Source organism: Nocardioides caldifontis (assembly GCF_008087345.1).
Taxonomy (GTDB): domain Bacteria; phylum Actinomycetota; class Actinomycetes; order Propionibacteriales; family Nocardioidaceae; genus Marmoricola_A; species Marmoricola_A caldifontis.
The window spans coordinates 369690-391312 of the sequence record NZ_VHIB01000008.1 but is presented as its reverse complement, the minus strand read 5'-3'; the positions used below and the strand labels follow the sequence as shown (position 1 = coordinate 391312).

At 73.6% G+C, this 21623-nt stretch carries 21 protein-coding genes; 20 read left to right on the top strand and 1 reads right to left on the bottom strand.

The window, feature by feature from the left end:
* The first annotated feature begins 3 nt into the window (after positions 1–3).
* On the top strand, positions 4–894 hold the full coding sequence (gene mutM / locus FIP57_RS16125; protein WP_148574540.1) for a bifunctional DNA-formamidopyrimidine glycosylase/DNA-(apurinic or apyrimidinic site) lyase: 891 nt from the start codon (positions 4–6) through the stop codon (positions 892–894).
* Between the two features lie 103 nt (positions 895–997).
* Positions 998–1204 (top strand): hypothetical protein, encoded by a 207-nt coding sequence (locus tag FIP57_RS16120; protein WP_148574539.1) that lies wholly within the window; start codon positions 998–1000, stop codon positions 1202–1204.
* Positions 1205–1273: 69 nt separating this feature from the next.
* Here the strand turns inward: FIP57_RS16120 and FIP57_RS16115 are convergent, their stop codons facing one another.
* Positions 1274–3205: a bifunctional metallophosphatase/5'-nucleotidase gene (locus FIP57_RS16115; protein ID WP_203231298.1), complete on the bottom strand. Its 1932-nt coding sequence runs from the start codon at positions 3203–3205 to the stop codon at positions 1274–1276.
* Positions 3206–3471: 266 nt separating this feature from the next.
* On the opposite strand from FIP57_RS16115, the gene smc reads away from it, so the two are divergent.
* From smc to FIP57_RS16025, 18 genes are all read left to right on the top strand, one after another.
* Positions 3472–7020 (top strand): chromosome segregation protein SMC, encoded by a 3549-nt coding sequence (gene smc / locus FIP57_RS16110; RefSeq protein WP_148574538.1) that lies wholly within the window; start codon positions 3472–3474, stop codon positions 7018–7020.
* Positions 7021–7030: 10 nt separating this feature from the next.
* On the top strand, positions 7031–7498 hold the full coding sequence (locus tag FIP57_RS16105) for an acyl-CoA thioesterase (RefSeq protein ID WP_148574537.1): 468 nt from the start codon (positions 7031–7033) through the stop codon (positions 7496–7498).
* A 170-nt stretch (positions 7499–7668) separates the two neighbouring features.
* A complete protein-coding gene (locus FIP57_RS16100) occupies positions 7669–7860 on the top strand; it encodes a hypothetical protein (protein ID WP_148574536.1) in 192 nt (63 codons plus the stop codon).
* Positions 7853–9013, top strand: a complete 1161-nt coding sequence (ftsY, locus tag FIP57_RS16095) for a signal recognition particle-docking protein FtsY (RefSeq protein ID WP_420846700.1) — start codon at positions 7853–7855, stop codon at positions 9011–9013. Before FIP57_RS16100 ends, ftsY begins: the two co-directional genes overlap by 8 nt.
* A gap of 259 nt (positions 9014–9272) precedes the next feature.
* Positions 9273–10703, top strand: coding sequence for an ammonium transporter (locus tag FIP57_RS16090; RefSeq protein WP_148574534.1), 1431 nt, complete (start codon positions 9273–9275; stop codon positions 10701–10703).
* Positions 10700–11038 carry a P-II family nitrogen regulator gene (locus FIP57_RS16085; protein WP_148574533.1) on the top strand — a complete coding sequence of 113 codons (339 nt, stop codon included), beginning with the start codon at positions 10700–10702 and terminating at the stop codon, positions 11036–11038. Before FIP57_RS16090 ends, FIP57_RS16085 begins: the two co-directional genes overlap by 4 nt.
* Positions 11035–13266: a [protein-PII] uridylyltransferase gene (locus FIP57_RS16080; protein ID WP_148574532.1), complete on the top strand. Its 2232-nt coding sequence runs from the start codon at positions 11035–11037 to the stop codon at positions 13264–13266. Before FIP57_RS16085 ends, FIP57_RS16080 begins: the two co-directional genes overlap by 4 nt.
* A 73-nt stretch (positions 13267–13339) precedes the next feature.
* Entirely contained in the window at positions 13340–14899 is a 1560-nt protein-coding gene (gene ffh / locus FIP57_RS16075; protein WP_148574531.1) for a signal recognition particle protein, read from the top strand.
* Positions 14900–14906: 7 nt separating this feature from the next.
* Complete coding sequence (locus FIP57_RS16070) at positions 14907–15983, top strand: amidohydrolase family protein (RefSeq protein WP_148574530.1); 1077 nt, start codon at positions 14907–14909, stop codon at positions 15981–15983.
* A gap of 194 nt (positions 15984–16177) precedes the next feature.
* A complete protein-coding gene (gene rpsP / locus FIP57_RS16065; RefSeq protein WP_148574529.1) occupies positions 16178–16690 on the top strand; it encodes a 30S ribosomal protein S16 in 513 nt (170 codons plus the stop codon).
* Positions 16691–16695: 5 nt separating this feature from the next.
* Positions 16696–16938, top strand: coding sequence for an RNA-binding protein (locus FIP57_RS16060; protein WP_148574528.1), 243 nt, complete (start codon positions 16696–16698; stop codon positions 16936–16938).
* 38 nt (positions 16939–16976) lie between these two features.
* Entirely contained in the window at positions 16977–17519 is a 543-nt protein-coding gene (gene rimM / locus FIP57_RS16055) for a ribosome maturation factor RimM (protein ID WP_238993515.1), read from the top strand.
* A gap of 2 nt (positions 17520–17521) precedes the next feature.
* A complete protein-coding gene (gene trmD, locus FIP57_RS16050) occupies positions 17522–18700 on the top strand; it encodes a tRNA (guanosine(37)-N1)-methyltransferase TrmD (protein ID WP_148574526.1) in 1179 nt (392 codons plus the stop codon).
* A gap of 193 nt (positions 18701–18893) precedes the next feature.
* Positions 18894–19250 (top strand): 50S ribosomal protein L19, encoded by a 357-nt coding sequence (rplS, locus tag FIP57_RS16045; protein ID WP_148574525.1) that lies wholly within the window; start codon positions 18894–18896, stop codon positions 19248–19250.
* 60 nt (positions 19251–19310) lie between these two features.
* Positions 19311–20063 (top strand): signal peptidase I, encoded by a 753-nt coding sequence (gene lepB, locus FIP57_RS16040; protein ID WP_238993514.1) that lies wholly within the window; start codon positions 19311–19313, stop codon positions 20061–20063.
* A complete protein-coding gene (locus FIP57_RS16035) occupies positions 20060–20821 on the top strand; it encodes a ribonuclease HII (RefSeq protein WP_148574524.1) in 762 nt (253 codons plus the stop codon). The genes lepB and FIP57_RS16035 overlap by 4 nt, the downstream gene beginning before the upstream one ends.
* A complete protein-coding gene (locus FIP57_RS16030; protein WP_148574523.1) occupies positions 20818–21126 on the top strand; it encodes a DUF2469 domain-containing protein in 309 nt (102 codons plus the stop codon). The genes FIP57_RS16035 and FIP57_RS16030 overlap by 4 nt, the downstream gene beginning before the upstream one ends.
* A 129-nt stretch (positions 21127–21255) precedes the next feature.
* Positions 21256–21618 (top strand): YraN family protein, encoded by a 363-nt coding sequence (locus FIP57_RS16025; RefSeq protein ID WP_275266168.1) that lies wholly within the window; start codon positions 21256–21258, stop codon positions 21616–21618.
* Positions 21619–21623: the final 5 nt, after the last annotated feature.

Below are 21623 nucleotides of genomic sequence, written 5' to 3'. Positions count from 1 at the left end.
CGGATGCCTGAGCTCCCCGAGGTCGAGGTGGTCCGGCGCGGGGTGGCCGACCACGTCGTCGGCCGGCGGATCACCGAGGTGGAGGTGCTCCACCCGCGTCCCGTCCGTCGCCACCTCGCCGGCGCGGACCACTTCGTGGCGGCGCTGACCGGACGCACCGTCGAGGACGCCCGCCGGCGCGGGAAGTACCTCTGGCTGCCGCTCGACAGCGGCGACGCGCTGCTCGCCCACCTCGGGATGAGCGGCCAGCTCCTCGTCCAGCCGCCCGACGCGGTGCCCGAGCGGCACCTCCGGGTCAGGTTCGGCCTCGCCGGCCCCGGTCCGGCACGCGAGCTGCGCTTCGTCGACCAGCGGATGTTCGGCGGCCTCTCGGTCTCCACGGGCGGGGCGGAGCTGCCCTCCGAGATCGCGCACATCGCCCGCGACCCCCTCGACCCGCTCTTCGACGAGGCGGAATTCGTCCGACGCGTGCGGCGCCGGAGCTCCGGGATCAAGCGGATCCTGCTCGACCAGACCGTGGTGTCCGGGGTCGGGAACATCTACGCCGACGAGGCCCTCTGGGGCGCCGGGCTGCACGGCGACCGGCTCGGCACCCGGCTCACCGCACGCCAGGTGCGCGAGCTGCTCGAGGGGGTCCGCGAGGTGATGCGGGCCGCGCTCCTCGAGGGCGGGACGTCGTTCGACGCGCTCTACGTCAACGTCAACGGCGAGAGCGGCTACTTCGACCGTTCGCTGGCGGTCTACGGCCAGGAGGGGAGGGCGTGCCGGCGGTGCGGCGCGGCCGTCGAGCGGGCGCCGTTCATGAACCGTTCGTCGTACTTCTGCCCGGTCTGCCAGCGCCGTCCCAGGACCCCCCGGACGGCCCCCCGTGGGGGCGCTTCCCGCCGGGATTGACCCTGCGTGGGGGGTGTGGGACCCTGGATCGCACCCACCTTTTTCCTGGCTCTGACCGAGCCGGATCAAGGGTGCGTCCGAACACATCAGCGGAGGACACACAATGGCGAAGGCCCTCGTCGGGTACATGAACGGCACCGACCCCCGCGTCGTTGCCCAGATCACCGGAGAGAACCGTCGTCTGCGTCAGCGGGTCGCTGATCTCGAGGCCCACGTCATGCGGCTCCAGTCCGAGAACGACGCGCTCGCCGCGTCCGTGAGCTCGGAGTCGCTCCTGACGGTGCCCGAGGAGCACATGCAGCCCGCCTGAGGCGACGACACCGCAACGAAGAAGCCCGCCGAGCCCCGAGGGGCGCGGCGGGCTTCCTGTCGTCCGGGGTCAGGGCTGGACGGTGATCCGGTCCTCGGCCGGCGGGGTGTACGGGGAGTTGATCCCGAGGTACTCCGCGAGCGCGTCGATGTCGAGCCCGCCGATGTACTTGTCGGTCCCCTCGGCGAGGGTGCCGAAGCCGTCCCCTCCGTCGGAGAGGAAGCTGTTCACCACGACGCGGTACTCCTCGGCCGGGTCGAGCGGCGTGTCGGTCACCCCGTCGCCGTCGGTGTCGACCTCGACGCTGCCGTCGACGACCGCGTCGGTGCCCGCCGCAGCGGCGTCACCGGCGTCGTAGGTGTAGCTCAGCCCGGCGACCTGGAGCACCTTCGGGCTGCCCTCGTTGAGCCCGTTCCACTGCTCCTCGAGGACGGCCAGCACCTGCTCGCCGGTGAGGGTCATCGAGGTGACGTAGTTGTTGAACGGCTGGACCGCGAAGGCCGCGCCGTACGTCACCTCGCCCTGCGCGTTCTCCTCCAGGCTGGTGCGGATCCCGCCCGGGTTCATGAACGCGATGACCGGGTCGCCGGCGTCGGTGACCACGCTGTCGTCGGCGAGCTGCGAGTCCGCGATCAGGTTGCCGAGGGCGAAGTCCTCGGTGACCGTCCCCGGCTTGGGCAGGGCGTTCTGCGTCCCTGCCGGCGCGAGCTCGCCGAGCACCTCGTTGGCGATGGGCTCCACGAGCGTGGTGTAGCGGTCGATCAGCCGGAGCAGCGCGGGCCGCGGTGCGGTCCCGTCGGCGTTGCGGACCAGGTGGTTGAAGGCGCCGACCTTCGGCCGGATGACGTCGCCGGTGGACCGGTCGACTCGGAGCCGGATGTCGGTGACGATGCGCCCCAGCGACTCGGCGCTGGTGAAGAGCCGCGGGTTCCCCTTCGGGTCGCGCACGGTGCAGGTGTAGCCCTCGTGGGTGTGGCCGGAGACGACCAGGTCGACGGCGGCCGGGAGCCGGCGGGCGATGTCGTAGCCGTCGCCGCTGACGCCGGCGCAGCCGACGTACTGGCTGCGGTCCTCGGGCACGCCGCCCTCGTGCAGCAGCACGACGATCGACTTGACGCCGCGCTTGCGCAGCTTGGGCATGAGCTGCCGGACCGTGCGCACCTCGTCGGTGAACCGGAGCCCCTGGACACCGGCCTTGGTGACGATGTTCGGGGTGTTCTCCAGCGTCATGCCGATGAACCCGACCTTGACGCCGCGGACCTTGCGGACGGAGAACGGCGGCAGGATCGTCTTGCCGTTGCTCGCGTACTTCACGTTCGCCGCGAGGTACTGGAAGTCCGCGCCGGTGAACGGGCGGGTCGGGTCGGGGCAGGAGTTCTGGTTCGCGGCGCCGTCGCCGTCGGCGAGGCAGCCGCCGCGCTGCATCCGCAGCAGCTCGCGGTACCCCTCGTCGAACTCGTGGTTGCCGACCGAGGCGACGTCGAGGCCGAGCATGTTCATCGCCTCGATCGTCGGCTCGTCGTGGAACGCGGCCGAGAGCAGCGGCGTCGCACCGATCAGGTCACCGGCGGCGACCGTCATGCTCCGCCACCCCTTGGCGCGCGCCTCCTGGCGAAGCTCACGAAGGTGGCTGGCGAGATAGGCCACGCCGCCGGCGGGGGTGCCGTTGACGTTGCCGGAGGAGCTGGTCGGGCTGACCTGCTCGAGCTGGCCGTGGAAGTCGTTGAGCGCCAGCAGCTGGAGCTTGAGCGGCGGCTTCCGCTTGGGTTTGCGGGGCTTCTCGGCCGGGGCCGTGTCGACTCCGGGGGCCGCGTCCGGCGCGGTCTCCGACGTGCCGTCGGGCGAGCGCTCCGGGGCGGCGGCGGCGCCGCCGGCCAGCGCGAGGGGCGCGGAGGCGACGGCGACGGCGACGAGTCCGGCGAGCGCGGTACGGGCGGTCGGGGTGGGCGTACGGCGGGCGCCGTGCCGCCCGCGGGACGAGGGACGGGGAAGTGGTGTCACGAGATCTCCCGAGTGACGTGCGGTCGTCCGGGCGGGGAAGTGCCCGGCTCGTCCTGCACTCAACCATCTCGGGACCCGTGCGGACAGCAGGCGCGAGGGGCCCGGGGCCGGTTCGTGACGGTGTTGTGACGTGGCGTGACGAGCTCCGGCGGCACGCGGCGGGCTCCGCGGATGCGGGGGAGGCGGCGGGTAGGGTGAGCCGCGCTGACCGAGCGGCTGCGCTGGCTTCCCCCCTGGGCGCGGGATCTCACTGGTGAGGAGCCCACGTGTACCTGAAGAGCCTGACCCTCCGCGGGTTCAAGTCCTTCGCCTCCGCGACGACCCTCCAGCTCGAGCCGGGGATCACCTGCATCGTCGGCCCCAACGGCTCGGGCAAGTCCAACGTCGTCGACGCGCTCGCCTGGGTGATGGGCGAGCAGGGCGCCAAGTCGCTGCGCGGCGGCAAGATGGAGGACGTCATCTTCGCCGGCACCTCCGGTCGTCCTCCGCTGGGCCGCGCCGAGGTGGCGCTGACCATCGACAACAGCGACGGCGCGCTGCCGATCGACTACGCCGAGGTCACGATCAGCCGGACGATGTTCCGCAACGGCGGCTCGGAGTACGCCATCAACGGGCAGTCCTGCCGGCTCCTCGACGTCCAGGAGCTCCTTTCCGACTCCGGCATCGGGCGCGAGATGCACGTGATCGTCGGGCAGGGGCAGCTCGACTCGATCCTGCACGCCACCCCCGAGGACCGGCGCGGCTTCATCGAGGAGGCTGCGGGCGTCCTCAAGCACCGCAAGCGCAAGGAGAAGGCGCTCCGCAAGCTCGACTCCACCGAGGGCAACCTGACCCGGCTCGGCGACCTGCTCTCCGAGATCCGCCGCCAGCTGAAGCCGCTCGGCCGCCAGGCGGAGGTCGCCCGCAAGGCGGCGGTCGTGCAGAGCGACGCCCGCGACGCGAAGGCACGGCTGCTCGCCGACGAGCTGGTCACCGTCCGCAACGCGCTGGAGCAGGAGCTCGCCGACGAGTCGGCGCTGCTCGAGCGGCAGGCCGAGGTGGAGCGCGCGGTCGCGGAGGCGCGCGCGGCGGAGGCGGCCCTCGAGGCCGACCTGCGGGAGGACCTCCCGGCGCTGGCGAAGGCGCAGGAGACCTGGTTCGCCCTCTCCGGGCTCCGCGAGCGGGTCCAGGGGGTCCGGTCGCTGGCCGCCGAGCGGGTGCGCAACGCGGCCGCCGAGCCCGAGGTGCCGGCCGGCCGCGACCCCGACGAGCTGCTGGCCCAGGCCGCCCGGGTGCGGGAGCAGGAGCGCGAGATCGAGGCGGAGGTCGCCTCCCGCCGGACCGCCCTCGACGAGGCCCTCGCCCGCCGACAGCAGGCGGAGCAGGAGCATGCCGCCGAGGAGCGCCGCGTGGCGGCGGCGCACCGGGCCGCGGCGGACCGGCGCGAGGGGCTGGCCCGGCTCCAGGGCCAGGTCAACGCGAAGCGGAGCCGCGCGGCTGCGGCCGAGGACGAGATCGGGCGGCTCACCCAGGCCCGTGAGGAGGCCCTGGCCCGCGTCGCCCGCGCCGAGCGGGACTTCACTGCGCTCGAGACCCAGGTGGCCGGGCTCGACGCGGGGGAGGAGGGGCTCGACGCGGAGCACGAGGGCGCCGCCGCGGCCCTGCAGGACGTGGAGGAGCGGCTCGCCAAGACCCGCGAGGAGGCGCAGGCCGCCGATCGCGAGCGCACCGCGCTGACCGCGCGCCGCGAGGCGCTCGAGATGGGGCTGAACCGCAAGGACGGCGCCGGTGCGCTGCTCGCCGCGACCGAGCCGGTCTCCGGGCTGCTCGGCTCCGTGGCCGCCCTGCTGAGCGTGCGGCCCGGGTACGAGGCCGCCGTCGCCGCCGCGCTCGGAGCGGCCGCAGACGCGCTCGCCGTGACCGAGGTCGGCGCCGCGCTCGACGCGGTCGTCCGGCTCAAGGAGGAGGACCTCGGCCGCGCCGCGATCCTGGTCGCCGGTGCCTCCGGGGACCCGAGCTCCTGGCCGGCCCTGCCGCCTGGCGCGGTCTACGCCACCGACGTCGTCGCGTGCCCCGAGGAGCTCCGAGGCGCGCTGAGCCGGGTGCTGGCCCGGGTCGCGGTCGTCGACGACCTCGACGCCGCCCGGTCCACCGTCGCCGCGCTGCCGGAGGTCATCGCGGTCACCCGTGAGGGCGACCTCGTCGGCAGCCACCTGGTGGCCGGCGGGTCGTCGTCGGCGCCCAGCCTCCTCGAGGTGCAGGCGGCGGTCGACGAGGCGACCGAGCAGCTCACCGCGGTGACCCACTCGTGCGAGCGGCTCGCGTTCACCCTCAACCGTCTGGAGCAGGAGCGCCACGAGGCCCAGCAGCGGGTCGACGTGGCCCTGGCCCGGCTCCACGAGTCCGACGCGCACCTCGCGGCGGTCGCCGAGGAGCTGGCGCAGTACGGCGCGCAGGCCCGGTCGGCGAAGGGTGAGGCCGAGCGGCTCGCCCGTGCCATCGCCGGCGCCGAGGAGGCCCGCGACGCCGACCTCGCGGGGCTCGCCGAGCTGGAGCAGCGGCTCGCCGCCGCGCAGGCCGACGAGACCGAGGAGCCCGACCAGGACGACCGGGAGCCGCTGGCCGAGGCCGCGAAGGCGGCCCGCGCCGCCGAGACCGAGGCCCGGCTGCTGCTGCGCACCGCGGAGGAGCGGGCCCGGGCCCTCGCCGGACGGGCGGACGCCCTGAGCCGGTCGGCCGAGCAGGAGCGGCAGGCGCGCGCCCGGGCGCTGGCCCACCGCGAGCGGGTGCGGCAGGAGGGACAGGTCGGCGAGGCCGTCGCACGCGGCGCCGAGGTCGTGCTCGCCCGCCTGGAGCGGTCGCTGACCGCGGCGGCCGCCCGCCGGGAGGCCGTCGAGCAGCAGCGGCGCGGGCGCGAGGAGGAGCTCCGCGAGGTCCGGGGCCGGCTGCGGGAGCTCGAGAAGCAGCACGCCGAGCTGGTCGACAGCGTGCACCGCGACGAGCTCGCGCGGGCGCAGCAGCGGATGCGGCTCGAGCAGCTCGAGGAGCGCTCGCTGGAGGAGCTCGGGCTGGAGGCCGAGGCGCTCGTCTCCGACTACGGCCCGCACCTGCCCGTCCCGGTGTTCGTCGTCGACGATGCGGGAGTGCCCCAGGAGGCCGAGCCGGTGCCGTTCGTCCGCGAGGAGCAGCAGAAGCGGCTGCGCGCGGCGGAGCGCGCCCTCACCCAGCTCGGGAAGGTGAACCCGCTCGCGCTCGAGGAGTTCACCGCGATGGAGGAGCGCCACCAGTTCCTCAGCGAGCAGCTCGACGACCTGCGGCGCACGCGCCAGGACCTCCTCGACATCGTCAAGGAGGTCGACGAGCGGGTCGAGCAGGTGTTCACCGAGGCGTGGGAGGACGTCCGTGACGCCTTCGACCACGTCTTCGCCCGGCTCTTCCCCGGCGGCGAGGGGCGGCTGGTGCTCACCGACCCGTCGAACATGCTCACGACCGGCGTCGAGGTCGAGGCCCGGCCGCCGGGCAAGAAGGTCAAGCGGCTCTCGCTGCTCTCCGGCGGCGAACGCTCGCTGGTGGCGGTGGCGTTCCTGGTCTCGTTGTTCAAGGCACGACCGTCGCCCTTCTACATCCTCGACGAGGTGGAGGCGGCGCTCGACGACACCAACCTCGGGCGGCTCCTGGAGATCTACGAGGAGCTGCGGGAGAACAGCCAGCTGCTCGTGATCACCCACCAGAAGCGCACGATGGAGATCGGCGACGCGCTCTACGGCGTCACGATGCGCGGCGACGGGGTCTCGGCGGTGATCAGCCAGCGGCTGCGCGAGGCCCAGCCCGCATGACGGGACCGGCGTGACGGAGGAGCGCCCGCCCCGCCCGGTGCGCGACGACTACGTCGCCTGGCGGACCGCGACCACCCGCTGGGCCGACATCGACGTCTACCGCCACATGAACAACGCGGTGTACTTCGAGCTCATCGACACCGCGGTCAACGCCCACCTGCTCGAGGAGACCGGCGTCGACATCCGGCTGCTCCCGGCGGTGGGGGTGGTCGCCGAGGTCTCCTGCCGCTACTTCCGCGAGCTCACCTTCCCGGCGCCGGTCGACCTCGGGCTCGTCGTGGACCGTGTCGGCCGCTCGTCCGTCGTCTACCGGATCGGGCTGTTCCAGGGGCCCGGTGACGAGGCCGCGGCCGAGGGCCGGTTCGTGCACGTCTACGTCGACAACACCCGGGACGACGGTCAGCGGCCCGTCGTACCCCTGCCGGATGAGGTGCGCGCCGTCGCCGAGCGGCTCCACCGCCCCGGCGGGGGAGCGTGAGGTCGGTCACGCCGGGGTGACCGTCCCCGCCTGACCCCCGCGGGGCACCTGCGGACGGGTGGCACCATGGAGGAGCCGGCCGGGGTCCCCCGGTCACCTCCGGCACCGCCCCAGCACGGGTGGGCGCGTGCCGTGTCCCCGAACCACTCGTCCCACCAGGAGTCTTCTCGGTGCTCTGGGCCCTCGTCGCCATGCTCGCGATCCTCGGGATCGCCTTCACCGTCGTCCTCGTCGTCGCCTACCCGCACCGCGACGAGCTGCCGATCCCAGCGCGGTCGGGGCGGGTGCTCGCGCGGATGCGCGCCGCCCTGCTGCCCGCCGGGACCCGGGGGCGCCTCTGGTTGGATGGCCGCCGTGGGTGAGCTCCTCTACCTGATCATCGTCCTGGCGGTCGTCGCCGTCGTCACGGTCGCCGGGCTCGTCACGTCCGGCGTACGACGCTCCCGTCGCCGTCCCGACCTCGAGCGAGGTGCGGGCACCGGCACGATCGCGCCTCCGGAGCCGGAGGTGGAGGCGCCCACCGAGGCGCCGACCGAGGCGCCCGAGGTCGTCACCGAGCCGGAGCCGGCCGCCCCGGCCCTCGAGCGCCCCGAGAGCGCGGCCGGCCGGCTGGTCCGGCTGCGGCAGCGGCTCTCCCGCTCCCAGGGCGCGCTCGGCCGCGGGCTGCTCGCGCTGCTCTCCCGCGACCGGCTCGACGAGGACACCTGGGAGGAGATCGAGGACAGCCTGCTGACCGCCGACGTCGGCGTCGGCCCCACCCAGGAGCTGGTGGAGCGGCTGCGCACCCGGCTCCGGGTCGAGGGCGGTGCCGCGGGGAAGCCACGTGACGTCCTCCGCGAGGAGCTCCTCGCGCTGGTCGACCCGACGATGGACCGCCGCCTCGCCGCGCAGCGCACCGACGGCAAGCCCTCGGTGATGATGGTCGTCGGGGTCAACGGCACCGGCAAGACCACCACGGTCGGCAAGCTCGCCCGGGTGCTGGTCGCCGAGGACAAGCAGGTCGTGCTCGGCGCGGCCGACACGTTCCGCGCCGCGGCCTCCGAGCAGCTCACGACCTGGGGCGAGCGCGTCGGCGTCCCCACGGTCCGCGGCCCCGAGGGCTCCGACCCGGCGAGCGTCGCCTTCGAGGCGGTGCGCACCGGCATGGAGCAGGAGGCCGACGTCGTCCTGGTCGACACCGCGGGGCGGCTGCAGAACAAGGCCGGGCTGATGGACGAGCTCGGCAAGGTCAAGCGCGTCGTCGAGAAGCAGGCACCGGTCAGCGAGGTGCTGCTCGTCCTCGACGCGACGACCGGCCAGAACGGCATGATCCAGGCGCGCGTCTTCAGCGAGGTCGTCGACGTCACCGGCATCGTGCTCACCAAGCTCGACGGGTCCGCCAAGGGTGGCATCGTCGTCGCGGTGCAGCGCGAGCTCGGCGTCCCGGTCAAGCTCGTCGGGCTCGGCGAGGGCCCCGACGACCTGGCGCCCTTCGACCCGGGCGCGTTCGTCGACGCACTTCTCGGCGAGGGCTGAGCCGGCCCTCGCGCGGCGCTCGGCCCGGCGCCTGAGCCGGGCCGCTCGGCCCCGCACCCTCGTGTGACGGCGTTACCTCGACGTAACACCGGGCGGCCACCTGTCACGAGGACGCAACACCAGCCGCTCGGAACCGAAACCTCCCCGCACCATCGTGTGTCGCACCCGGAGGACGGCTGCGGCGCACGACGAGGTGGCACCGCGGTACCTCCCCTGCCACAGACCGGTCGGCATCCCGACCGCGACTCCCGGAGGTCCCATGGACGGCTACCACGCCTGGATGCTGATGTCGGCGTCCCTGGTGCTGATGATGACCACGCCGGCGCTGGCCTTGTTCTACGGCGGCATGAGCCGCTCCAAGTCAGTGCTCAACATGATGATGATGTCGTTCGGCGCGATGGGCGTCATCGCCATCGTGTACGCGCTGTGGGGCTGGTCGATGTCCTACAGCAGCGGCATCCCCGACGTCGACGGGGAGGCGGGTGGCGAGGTCCTCCAGCTCTTCGCCGACCCGTTCAACCAGTTCGGCCTGTCCGACACCGACCCGGCCAACTACGTCTTCGTCGCCTTCCAGCTCACGTTCGCGGTGATCACCGCGGCGCTGATCAGCGGCGCGATCGCGGACCGCGTCAAGTTCTCCTCGTGGCTGGTGTTCCTGCCGCTGTGGGTGACGCTGTCGTACTTCCCGCTGGCCCACATGGTCTGGGGCGGCGGCTTCCTGAGCGGTGTCGAGAACGGACTCGCCGACCTGTTCTTCAGCGGTGACGGCGGCGCCGAGGTCGCGCCGGTCGACTACGCCGGCGGCACGGTCGTGCACATCAACGCCGGTGTCGCGGGCCTCGTGCTCGCGCTCCTCATCGGCAAGCGGCTCGGCTTCGGCAAGGAGCCGATGAAGCCGCACAACCTGCCGCTGACGATGATCGGCGCCGGGCTGCTCTGGTTCGGCTGGTTCGGCTTCAACGTCGGCTCGATCGTCTTCGCGAGCAGCGACGAGGAGGAGATGCTCGCGCAGTTCACCACCGAGACCGGGCTGGTCTGGCTCAACACCACCCTCGCCACCGCCGCCGCGATCATCGGCTGGCTGCTCGTGGAGAAGGTCCGCGACGGCAAGGGCACCTCGCTCGGCGCGGCCTCCGGTGTCGTCGCGGGTCTGGTCGCGATCACGCCGGCCTGCGGCTCGCTCTCCCCGGTCGGGTCGATGATCCTCGGTGTCGTCGCCGGTGCGCTCTGCGCCCTGGCCGTCGGGCTGAAGTACCGCTTCGGCTACGACGACTCCCTCGACGTCGTGGGGGTCCACCTCGTCGGCGGTCTCGTCGGCACCGTCGGCATCGGCTTCCTCGCCACCTCCGGCGGCCTGCTGTACGGCGACGGGGTCAAGCAGCTGGTGGTGCAGGTCGTCGTGGCGCTCTTCGCGATGCTCTGGTCCGCGGTGGCCACCCTGGTCGTCGGGCTGCTGATCAAGGTCACGATGGGCTGGAGGATCGACGAGGAGGACGAGGTCGAGGGGATCGACTTCGTCGAGCACGGTGAGTCCGGTTACGACCTCACCAACCGGGGCGGCGGCCTCGTGAACAGGTCCGGGGTCGTGGCCGCGGCGACGGCGCCGGCGGGTGCCCCGTCCGGTGCCACCGCGGAGACCGCGGAGGGCTCGGAGGCGACCACCTCCACCAAGGAAGGGACGATGGCATGAAGCTCGTGACCGCGGTGATCAAGCCGCACAAGTGGGAGGACGTCCGGGTCGCGCTCGAGGCCTTCGGGGTGACCGGGATGACCGTCAGCGAGGTCAGCGGCTACGGCCGCCAGAAGGGCCACACCGAGGTGTACCGGGGCGCGGAGTACGACATCGCGCTGGTGCCGAAGGTGCGGGTCGAGATCCTCGTCGAGGACGTCGACGTGGACGAGGTGGTCACGCGGATCACCAAGTCGGCGGCCACCGGGAGGATCGGCGACGGCAAGGTCTGGGTCAGCCCGGTCGACACGGTGGTCCGGGTCCGCACCGGCGACCGTGACGAGGCAGCCCTCTGACCGCGACCGAGCGCGCCGCGCGCACCGAGGAGGCCGACCGGCTCTGCCGGTCGGCCTTCTCGTCGGCCGGGGGCGACGGGATGCCCGGCGTCGCGCTGGTGGCGGTGGGCGGCTACGGCCGTGGAGAGCTGGCGCCGCACTCCGACCTCGACGTGGTGCTGGTGCACGACGCGGCGGCGGACGTCGGCAAGCTGGCGCAGCAGCTCTGGTACCCGCTCTGGGACGCCCGCGTCGACCTCGACCACTCCGTGCGCGCCCTCCCCGAGGTCACCGAGGCCGCGGCGGCCGACGTGCGGGTGGCGCTGGGGTTGCTCGACGCCCGCCACCTGGCCGGTGACACGTCGGTCTCGCTCAGGCTGCGGACCGACGTACGGGCGAGGTGGCGGCGCGACGCCCGGGCGAACCTGCCCCGGCTGCGCGACCTCGTGCGCGAGCGGGCCGCCCGGGTGGGGGAGCTGGCGCACGCCGCGCTGCCGGACCTGAAGGAGTCGACCGGCGGACTGCGGGACGCCACCGTCCTCAACGCGCTGGTGGCGACGTGGCTCGTGGACGTCCCGCAGGCCGACCTCGAGCGGTGCCGCCTCCAGCTCCTCGACATCCGCGACGTGCTGCAGGCGCACGCCGGCCGCGCCACCGACCGGGTCACCCCGGAGCTCTGGGGCGCGCTCGCCGAGGGGCTCGGGCTGGCCGACGAGCACGAGGCGCAGCAGCGGCTGCGCGAGCTGGGCCGGCGCACCACCCACCTGTCGCGGGTGACGTGGAGCCGCGTCGAGCAGCTGCTCGCGCCCCGCCCCCGCGGCGCGACGTCCCGTCGGCCGCAGCTGGAGCGGGTGGCCGACGGGGTCGCGCTGTCCGGCGGCGAGGTCGTGCTCGACCGGGGCGCCGACCCTGCGCAGGACGCGGTGCTGCTGCTGCGGGCCGCCGCCGTCGCCGCCGAGCGCCGGCTGATGCTGGCGCCCCCGACCGCGGCGCGGCTCGCCCGCTCGTCCGCGCCGCTGCCCGACCCGTGGCCTGCCGAGGCCCGGGACCTCCTGGTGCGGCTCCTCGCCTCCGGGCGGGGGCTGCTGCCGGTGTGGGAGACCCTCGACGAGACCGGGGCGCTGGACGCGGTGCTCCCGGAGTGGCAGCGGATCCGCCTGCTGCCGCACGCCTCCGCGGTGCACCGGTTCACCGTCGACCGGCACGTGGTGGAGAGCTGCGTCGAGGCGTCGCGGCTGATCCGGCGCGTGGCCCGCCCCGACCTGCTGCTGGTCGCGGCCCTGCTGCACGACGTCGGCAAGGGCGGACGGCAGGACCACAGCGTCGCCGGCGAGCCGGTCGCCGCGGCGGTGGCGACCCGGATGGGGTTCGCGCCGGCCGACGTGGCCACGGTCGCCGGGCTGGTGCGACGCCACCTGCTGCTCGCGGAGACGGCCACGACCCGGGACCTCGACGACCCGGTCACCGTCGAGACCGTCGTACGCCTGGTGCCGGACCTGGAGACCCTCGACCTGCTGGAGGTGCTGACCGAGGCCGACGCGCGGGCGACGTCGCCCCAGGCGTGGACGAGCTGGCGGGAGACGCTGGTCCGCCGGCTGGCCGCCCGAGCCCGGGCCGCGCTGCTCGCGGCCCCGGGGGAGCGGGGGCACGAGCAGGAGCCGGCGCTGCCGGCGGTGCTCCCGGAGGGCGACGGCGCGTGCGTGGAGACCGAGCCGCGCGAGGACGGCTGCCGGGTGCGCGTCACCGCCGCCGACCGGGTGGGGCTGATGGCCGACGTGGCGGGCACCCTCGCGCTGCTGCGTGCCGGCGTCCGTGCGGCCCGCGCGTGGACGGTGGACGGGGTGGCGGTCTCCGACTGGGAGACCGACGGGGGCCACCTCGACCCGGCGGTCGTCGCCGAGCGGCTGGGGGCCGTCGTCCGCGGCAGCGCGGACCCCGCCCGGCGGGTGCGGGTCGGCAGCGGGGGGCTGCCTCCGACGGTGCTCGTGCGCCACGGCGCGTCCGACGACGCGACGGTCCTGGAGGTGCGCACGGAGGACACCCATGGCGTCGTGTTCCTGGCCTGCCGGGCCCTGGCCGCGATGGACCTCAGCGTGCGCTCCGCGCACGTCACGACGATCGGTCCGCAGGCGGTGGACGTGTTCTACGTGCAGGAGCCCGGAGCCGGGGGGCTGACCGACGAGCGGGCCGCCTCGGCGGCACACGCGGTGCGCCAGGCGCTGGAGCGCGCCAGTACCCTGGACGCCTGACCGCGCCCGGGACGGCTGCCGACGCAGCACGTCCGGCGCGTGACCCGCCGGACGACCCTGAGGACAGACTGCAGTGTTCGCCACCCTCTCCGACCGCCTCGCGGACACCTTCAAGAACCTCCGGGGCAAGGGACGGCTCTCCGACGCCGACATCGACGCCACCGCGCGCGAGATCCGCATCGCGCTGCTCGAGGCCGACGTCGCGCTGCCGGTCGTGAAGCAGTTCGTCGCCTCGGTCAAGGAGCGGGCCCGCGGCGCCGAGGTCAGCCAGGCGCTCAACCCGGCCCAGCAGGTCGTCAAGATCGTCCACGAGGAGCTCGTCCAGATCCTCGGCGGCGAGACCCGTCGGATCCGGTTCGCGAAGAACCCGCCGACCGTGATCCTCCTCGCCGGCCTCCAGGGCGCCGGCAAGACGACGCTCGCCGCGAAGCTCGCGCTCTGGCTCAAGGGGCAGGGCAGCAGCCCGATGCTCGTCGCCGCCGACCTCCAGCGCCCCAACGCGGTCAACCAGCTCCAGGTCAACGGCGAGCGCGCGGGCGTCACCGTGTTCGCCCCCGAGCCGGGCAACGGCGTGGGTGACCCGGTCGCGGTGGCGCGGGCGGGTGTCGCCGAGGCGCGCCGCACCCTCCACGACGTCGTGATCGTCGACACCGCGGGTCGCCTCGGTGTCGACGCCGAGATGATGCAGCAGGCCGCCGACATCCGCGACGCGGTCGACCCCGACGAGATCCTCTTCGTCGTCGACGCGATGATCGGCCAGGACGCGGTCAACACCGCCCAGGCGTTCCTCGACGGCGTCGGCTTCGACGGCGTGGTGCTCACCAAGCTCGACGGCGACGCGCGCGGTGGTGCGGCGCTGTCGATCCGCTCGGTGACCGGCCGTCCGATCATGTTCGCCTCCGCCGGCGAGAAGCTCACCGACTTCGACCTCTTCCACCCCGACCGGATGGCCTCGCGCATCCTGGACATGGGTGACGTGCTCACCCTGATCGAGCAGGCCGAGAAGGCGTTCGACGCCGACCAGGCCGCGAAGGCCGCCGCCAAGCTCACCGGCCAGGGCGGCGAGTTCACCCTCGACGACTTCCTCGAGCAGATGCAGGCCATCCGCAAGATGGGCTCGCTGTCGAAGATCATGGGGATGCTGCCCGGGATGGGGCAGTTCCGTGACCAGCTCGCGAACTTCGACGAGCGCGAGATCGACCGGATCCAGGCGATCATCCGGTCGATGACCCCGGGGGAGCGGGCCAACCCCAAGATCATCGACGGGTCGCGGCGGGCCCGCATCGCGAAGGGCTCCGGTGTCCACGTCTCGGAGGTCAACCTCCTCGTCGAGCGGTTCTTCGAGGCCCGCAAGATGATGATGAGCATGGCCAAGGGCGGCGGGATGCCCGGGATGCCGGGGATGCCGGGCCCCGGCAAGCGCAAGGGCAAGCAGGCGCCCAAGAAGGGCAAGGCCAAGCGCGGCTCCGGCAACCCGGCCAAGCGGGCCGAGCAGCAGAAGGCCGCGTCGGAGAAGGCCGCGGCCGCGCCGGCGAACCCGTTCGGCCTGCCCCAGGACGGGGACCAGCAGCCGGACTTCGACCCCTCGCAGTTCAACCTGCCGCCCGAGGTCGCGAAGTTCCTCGACAAGTGAGGTGCAGGTGACGCAGGCGCTCGAGGTCCGCGGCCCCGTCCTCCCCGAGGGCGAGCACCGCCGGTTGTACGTCGTCGACGGGCACGTGACCTACGAGCCCCAGCCGGACGCCGAGCTGGTGGCCGAGGGGTGGATCGTGCCGGGGCTCGTCGACGCCCACTGCCACGTCGGCCTCGGCTCCGGCGGCGCCGTCGACACCGACGAGCAGGAGCGGCAGGCGCTCGCCGACCGCGACGCCGGTGCGCTGCTGCTCCGCGACGCCGGCTCCCCGGCAGACACCCGCTGGATCCAGGAGCGCGACGACCTGCCCCGACTGGTGCGCGCCGGCCGCCACCTGGCGCGCCCCAAGCGCTACCTGCGCGGCTACGGCCACGAGATCGAGCCCGACCAGCTCCCGGACTACGTCGCGCGGGAGGCCCGCGGCGGCGACGGCTGGGTCAAGCTCGTGGGGGACTGGATCGACCGCGACGCCGGCGACCTGCAGCCGCTCTGGCCCCGTGAGGCCCTCGAGGCGGCCATCGGAGTCGCGCACGCCCACGGCGCCCGCGTCACTGCACATGTCTTCGGCGAGGAGGCCCTCGTGGACCTCCTCGAGGCCGGGATCGACTGCATCGAGCACGGCACCGGGCTGTCGCTGCCGATGATCGACCTGATGGCCAGCCAGGGGACCGCGCTCGTCCCGACGGTCGTGCAGCTCGACAACTTCCCCCAGTACGCCGCGGCCGGTGCGGCCAAGTTCCCGGCGTACTCCTCGCACATGCTGGACCTCTGGCAGCGGCGCCGGGAGACCATCGGCGCCGCCCACGAGGCGGGGGTGCCGATCTACGCGGGCACCGACGCCGGTGGCGTGCTGCCGCACGGGCTGATCGCCGCGGAGGTCATCGAGCTGGCCCGCTACGGGATGAGCGCGGAGGAGGCGCTCGGCGCGGCCTCGTGGCGTGCCCGGGCCTGGCTGGGGCTCTCGGCCACCCTCGACGAGGGGGCCGAGGCGGACTTCGTGGTCTACGACACCGACCCGCTCGACGACCTGGCGATCCTCAAGCACCCGCGCCGGGTGGTGCTGCGCGGCTCGGTCGTCCGCTGAGCCGCCCGCCGGGACCGGTCGCCGGCCGCCGATTTCGGTCGGTGCCCCTTCGTCTGGCAGAATGACCCGTTGAGTCCCGCCCGACCGGACCCTCTCATCCGGTGTCGGGCAGGCCCCACGGCGCCGACCGGCCGGTTCCCCACCTGACCCGGGACGCCCACCCGTCAAACAATCGTTGAGGAGACACCACACTCGTGGCCGTCAAGATTCGCCTGAAGCGCATGGGCAAGATCCGCGCGCCGTACTACCGCATCGTCGTCGCCGACTCCCGCACCAAGCGCGACGGCCGCGTCATCGAGGAGATCGGCAAGTACCACCCCAAGGAGGAGCCCTCGCTGATCGAGGTCAAGTCCGAGCGGGCGCAGTACTGGCTGGGCGTCGGCGCGCAGCCGACCGAGGCCGTCGCCGCCATCCTCAAGGTGACCGGCGACTGGCAGGCGTTCAAGGGCGAGGCGGGCACCGAGGGGACCCTGAAGACCGCTCCCGAGCGGAAGTCCAAGCAGGACGTCTTCAACGAGATCCTCAAGGAGTCCCAGGGCGAGCTCGGCGGCGAGGCCGTCACCAAGAAGGCGCCGGCGAAGAAGGCCGCTGCTGCTCCGGAGTCGGGCGCCGAGGACGCGGCCGCCGCTCCCGATGCCGCCGCGACCGACGCCGTCCCTGAGGGTGACGCCGGCACCGAGACGCCGGCCCAGGGCACCGAGGGCTGAGCCCCGTGCTCTCCGAGGCACTCGAGCACCTCGTCCGGGGCATCGTGAAGCACCCGGACGAGGTGGTCGTCCGTGACAAGCAGCTGCGCCGCGGCTCGCTGCTCGAGGTCCGGGTCCACCCCGACGACCTCGGCAAGGTGATCGGCCGCAACGGGCGCACCGCGACCGCGCTCCGGACGGTCGTCAACGCGCTCGGCGGCCGCAACGGCGCGCGGATCGACTTCGTCGACGTGGACCGGCGGCGCTGACCACTCCGGTCGAGGGCGGCGCCGGGCCCGGCGAGGTCGTGGTCGGCCGCGTCGGGCGGCCGCACGGCGTCCGGGGGGAGGTCTCCGTCGAGCCCCGGACCGACGAGCCGGACCGCCGGTTCGCCGACGGCGCCCGACTGGCGCTCCGCCCCCCGCGACAGGGGGCCGCTCCGGCGTACTCCCACCTGACGGTGCGCTCGACGCGCACGCACCAGGACCGGCTCCTCGTCACCTTCGAGGAGCTGCCCGACCGCCCCGCCGCCGAGGCGCTGCGGGGCTGTCTGCTGCTCGCCACGGTCAGCGCGGAGGAGCGGCCCGATGACCCCGAGGAGTTCTACGACCACCAGCTGGTCGGGCTCGACGTGGTGACGACCGACGGCCGCGCCGTCGGCACGCTCGCCGAGGTGCTCCACCACGGCGCCCAGGACCTCCTCGTCGTACGTCGCTCCGGGCACGAGGACGCACTCGTGCCGTTCGTGACGGCGCTGGTGCCCCAGGTGGACCTCGACGGCGGGCGCGTCGTCGTGGCCGACCGGCCGGGGCTCCTCGAGCCGCTCGAGGACGACGAGGGAGAGCGCTGAGCGTGCGGGTCGACGTCGTGTCGATCTTCCCGGCCTACCTCGACGCGCTCGACCTCTCGCTGCCGGGAAAGGCGCGGGCCAAGGGGCTCCTCGACCTTCACGTGCACGACCTGCGGCAGTGGACCCACGACCGCCACCGGACGGTCGACGACACCCCCTACGGCGGCGGCGCCGGGATGGTGATGAAGCCCGAGCCCTGGGGCGAGGCGCTCGACGCCCTGGTCCCCGGCGACGACGCGGTCCTCGTCGTCCCGACCCCCTCCGGCGTGCCCTTCACGCAGCGGCTCGCCGCCGAGCTGGCCCGAGAGCCGCACCTGGTGGTCGCCTGCGGCCGATACGAGGGGATCGACCAGCGGGTGGTCGACCACGCCCGGACGCGGATGCGGGTCCTCGAGGTGTCGGTCGGCGACTACGTGCTCAACGGCGGCGAGGCCGCCGCGCTGGTGGTGCTCGAGGCGGTCGTGCGGCTGCTCCCGGGCTTCATGGGCAACCAGGAATCGCTCGCGGAGGAGTCGCACGGCGCCGAGGGGCTGCTGGAGTACCCCGTCTACACCAAGCCCGCGACCTGGCGGGGACTCGAGGTCCCCGACGTGCTGCTCTCCGGCGACCACGCGCGCATCGCGGCCTGGCGCCGCCGGCAGGCCGAGCGGCGCACCGCGGAGCGTCGGCCCGACCTGCTGCACGCCTCCGGGGTGGTCGTGGCTACGGAGCTAACCGACCGGCTGGCGGCCGGCGCCGTCGAGCTGCGGCCCGCCCGACGGGCGGACCTCGGGGAGCTCATGACCCTGCAGTGGGCCTGCTTCGACCCCCCGCTGCGCGAGCCGCTCGACGCGCTGGCCGAGGAGGTCCTCGGGGGGACCACGCTCGTGCTGCGCGTGGGTGGTCGGCTGGTCGGCGCGGTCAGCGGACGGCCCGCGGACGACGGCACGGTCTGGCAGCTCTCGCTGCTCATGGTCGCGCCCGACCTGCGCGGCCGGGGGATCGGCACGTTCCTGCTCTCCGAGGGTGAGGCGCTGGCACCCGACGGGGTGGCGACGTTCCGGCTGCGCACCGATGCGGCGGCCGCCGGCAACCTCCGGCTCTACCGGCGGGCCGGCTACTCGGTCCGGGGCGAGGAGACGGTCGGGGCCACCGGGACGCGGGTGGCGACGTTGACCAGGCGGCGCCGGCCCCGGGGCTGAGCGCTCGATTTCCGGCCGCTGCCACCGGTGTGGCAGAATCGACCCTTGGTCCGTGGCCTCCCGACGGGATCGCGTCGAGCGACGGTCGGCGGCGCACCTGCCACAGGGGGCGAGCCGCGCGAGGCGAGGACGGACACCAGCAAGCATCGACCCACGTCCGTGGGCGACCTGTGGCGCCGACGAGGAGACCCCCATGACCAACGTCATCGACACGATCGCAGCCGCCTCGAAGCGCGACGACATCCCCGCGTTCCGCGCCGGCGACACCCTGAAGGTGCACGTCAAGGTCGTCGAGGGCAACCGCTCGCGCGTCCAGGTCTTCCAGGGCGTGTGCATCCGCGTCCAGGGCTCCGGTGTGGGTCGCACCTTCACCGTCCGCAAGGTCTCGTTCGGCGTCGGCGTCGAGCGGACCTTCCCGCTGCACACCCCGATCATCGACCACATCGAGGTCGTGACCCGCGGAGACGTGCGCCGCGCGAAGCTCTACTACCTGCGCAACCTCCGCGGCAAGGCCGCCAAGATCAAGGAGAAGCGCGAGGCCTCCAGCTGACCCAGCCGGACGCGTGCCTCCGGAGACCGGAGCCCGTCACGTGCCAGGTAGGGTCGCCGCGTGAGCCAGCCGGACGACCGTGAGGAGCCGCTCGGGGGCGAAGATCCCGGTGGCGAGCGGCCTCTGCGGCCGTGGCAGGAGCCCGAGCAGTCGAAGAAGCGCCACCTGTCGTTCTGGCAGGAGCTCGCGCTGCTGCTCGGTGTCGCGCTGGTCCTCGCCGTCGGCATCAAGGCCCTGTTCCTCCAGGCGTTCTACATCCCGTCGGGCTCGATGAACGACACGCTGGTCTTCAACGACCGCATCCTCGTCCAGAAGGTCTCCTACTGGGGGAGTGCCGGGCCCGAGCGCGGCGACATCGTGGTGTTCGCCGACCCGGGCGGGTGGCTCGACGACTCCGACGCTCCGAGCCCCGACAACGTCGTGAGCAAGACGCTCGAGGTGTTCGGGCTCTTCCCGAGCGGCGGTCACCTGGTCAAGCGGGTGATCGGCGTCGGCGGCGACACCGTCGCCTGCTGCGACCGCCGGGGCCGGGTCACCGTCAACGGCACGCCGCTCGACGAGCGCGGCTACCTCGCCGCCGGCGAGCGCCCCTCCGAGCGGACCTTCGAGCAGGAGGTGCCCGAGGGGTACCTCTGGGTGATGGGCGACAACCGCTCCCAGTCCGCCGACAGCCGGTTCCACCTCGGCGACCCCGGCGGCGGCTTCGTGCCCGAGGAGAACGTCGTCGGCAAGGTCTTCTCCGTCGTCTGGCCCCTCGGCCACGCGAAGATGCTCAACCGCCCCGAGACCTTCGAGGCCGTGGAGGCACCGTGAGCGAGCTGCCCCGCGGGCTGACGATCCGCCGGGACGCCGGGCTCTACGGCTACGAACGGGCCCTCCGGCGGCACGGGCTCGACCCGGTGGCCGGCGTCGACGAGGCCGGCCGCGGCGCCTGCGCCGGGCCCCTGGTGGCCGCCGCCGCGATCCTGCCTCCGGGCGACCGTGGGGTCGTGCCCGGGCTGGCCGACTCCAAGCTGCTCACGGAGCAGGCCCGCGAGCGGTGCTACAAGCAGGTCGTACGGCGGGCGGTCGCCTGGTCGGTCGTCGTGGTGCCCCACGACGAGTGCGACCGGCTCGGGATGCACGTCGCGAACGTCGAGGCGTTGAGACGGGCCCTGGCCAGGCTGGACACGAGGCCGGCGTACGTCCTGACGGACGGGTTCCCGGTCGACGGGCTCGACGTCCCCGGGTTGGCGGTCTGGAAGGGCGACCGGGTCGCCGCGTGCATCGCGGCGGCGTCCGTGCTCGCGAAGGTGACGCGGGACCGGCTGATGCGGGAGTGGCACCAGCGCTACCCGGAGTACGACTTCGAGACCCACAAGGGGTACATCACCGCGAGCCACACCGAGGCGCTCGAACGGCTCGGACCCTGCCCGATCCACCGCCGCCGGTTCGTCAACGTCCGGCGGGTGGAGAACCAGGAGGGTGTCGCCGTCCTGCGCGACGACGTGCCACGTCAGACTGGGGACGACACCGGAGGGCCGCAGGCGTCGACGGACGTCGCGGAGCGCGAGCTGGAGGAGGCCCGATGAGTGCCGAGGACCTGGAGCGGTACGAAGCCGAGATGGAGCTGCAGCTCTACCGGGAGTACCGCGACGTCGTCGGCATCTTCAAGTACGTCGTGGAGACCGACCGGCGCTTCTACCTCTGCAACCAGGTGGACGTGAAGGCCCGCACCGAGGCCGGCGAGGTGTTCTTCGAGGTCACGATGACCGACGCCTGGGTCTGGGACATGTACCGCCCGGCCCGCTTCGCCAAGAACGTCAAGGTGCTGACCTTCAAGGACGTCAACGTCGAGGAGCTCGCGCAGTCCGACCTGGAGCTGCCGAAGAGCTGACGGTTCCTGGCGGCACCGGCCGCAGGACGTCCCCAGCCGCACGACCCGGCACCGCCTCCACAGCGACCTGCGCCCCGCCGCGGCCGGTCGCCGCCGCACGCCACCGTTCGGGCAGGAGGTGTGCGAATGGTGACGGCACAGCAACGGATGGCGACCGGCGGTTACGGTGAGGAGCGCGCGGCGAAGTACCTGTCCGGGCTCGGCATGGTGGTGCTCGACCGCAACTGGCGGTGCGACCTGGGGGAGCTCGACCTGGTGCTCCGCGACGGGCGCGTGCTGGTCTTCTGCGAGGTGAAGACGAGGGCGTCGGCTGCCTTCGGCGGCCCGCTCGAGGCGGTGACGCCGGCGAAGCTCGCGCGGCTGCGCAGGTTGGCGGCGCGTTGGCTCGCCGACCACGACGTGCGACCGCCCGAGGTCCGGCTCGACGTCGTCGGCGTCCAGCTCGACCGGGGTGGCGACAAGGGCGTCCAGCACGTGCGGGGCGTCGGCTGATGGGG

Excerpts from the sequence above, each read along its gene's own strand:
- FIP57_RS16120 (WP_148574539.1), top strand. The coding sequence starts at position 998 with ATGGCGAAGGCCCTCGTCGGGTACATGAACGGCACCGACCCCCGCGTC.
- FIP57_RS16030 (WP_148574523.1), top strand. The coding sequence starts at position 20,818 with ATGAGTGCCGAGGACCTGGAGCGGTACGAAGCCGAGATGGAGCTGCAG.
- mutM (WP_148574540.1), top strand. The coding sequence starts at position 4 with ATGCCTGAGCTCCCCGAGGTCGAGGTGGTCCGGCGCGGGGTGGCCGAC.
- FIP57_RS16090 (WP_148574534.1), top strand. The coding sequence starts at position 9,273 with ATGGACGGCTACCACGCCTGGATGCTGATGTCGGCGTCCCTGGTGCTG.
- FIP57_RS16085 (WP_148574533.1), top strand. The coding sequence starts at position 10,700 with ATGAAGCTCGTGACCGCGGTGATCAAGCCGCACAAGTGGGAGGACGTC.
- rplS (WP_148574525.1), top strand. The coding sequence starts at position 18,894 with ATGACCAACGTCATCGACACGATCGCAGCCGCCTCGAAGCGCGACGAC.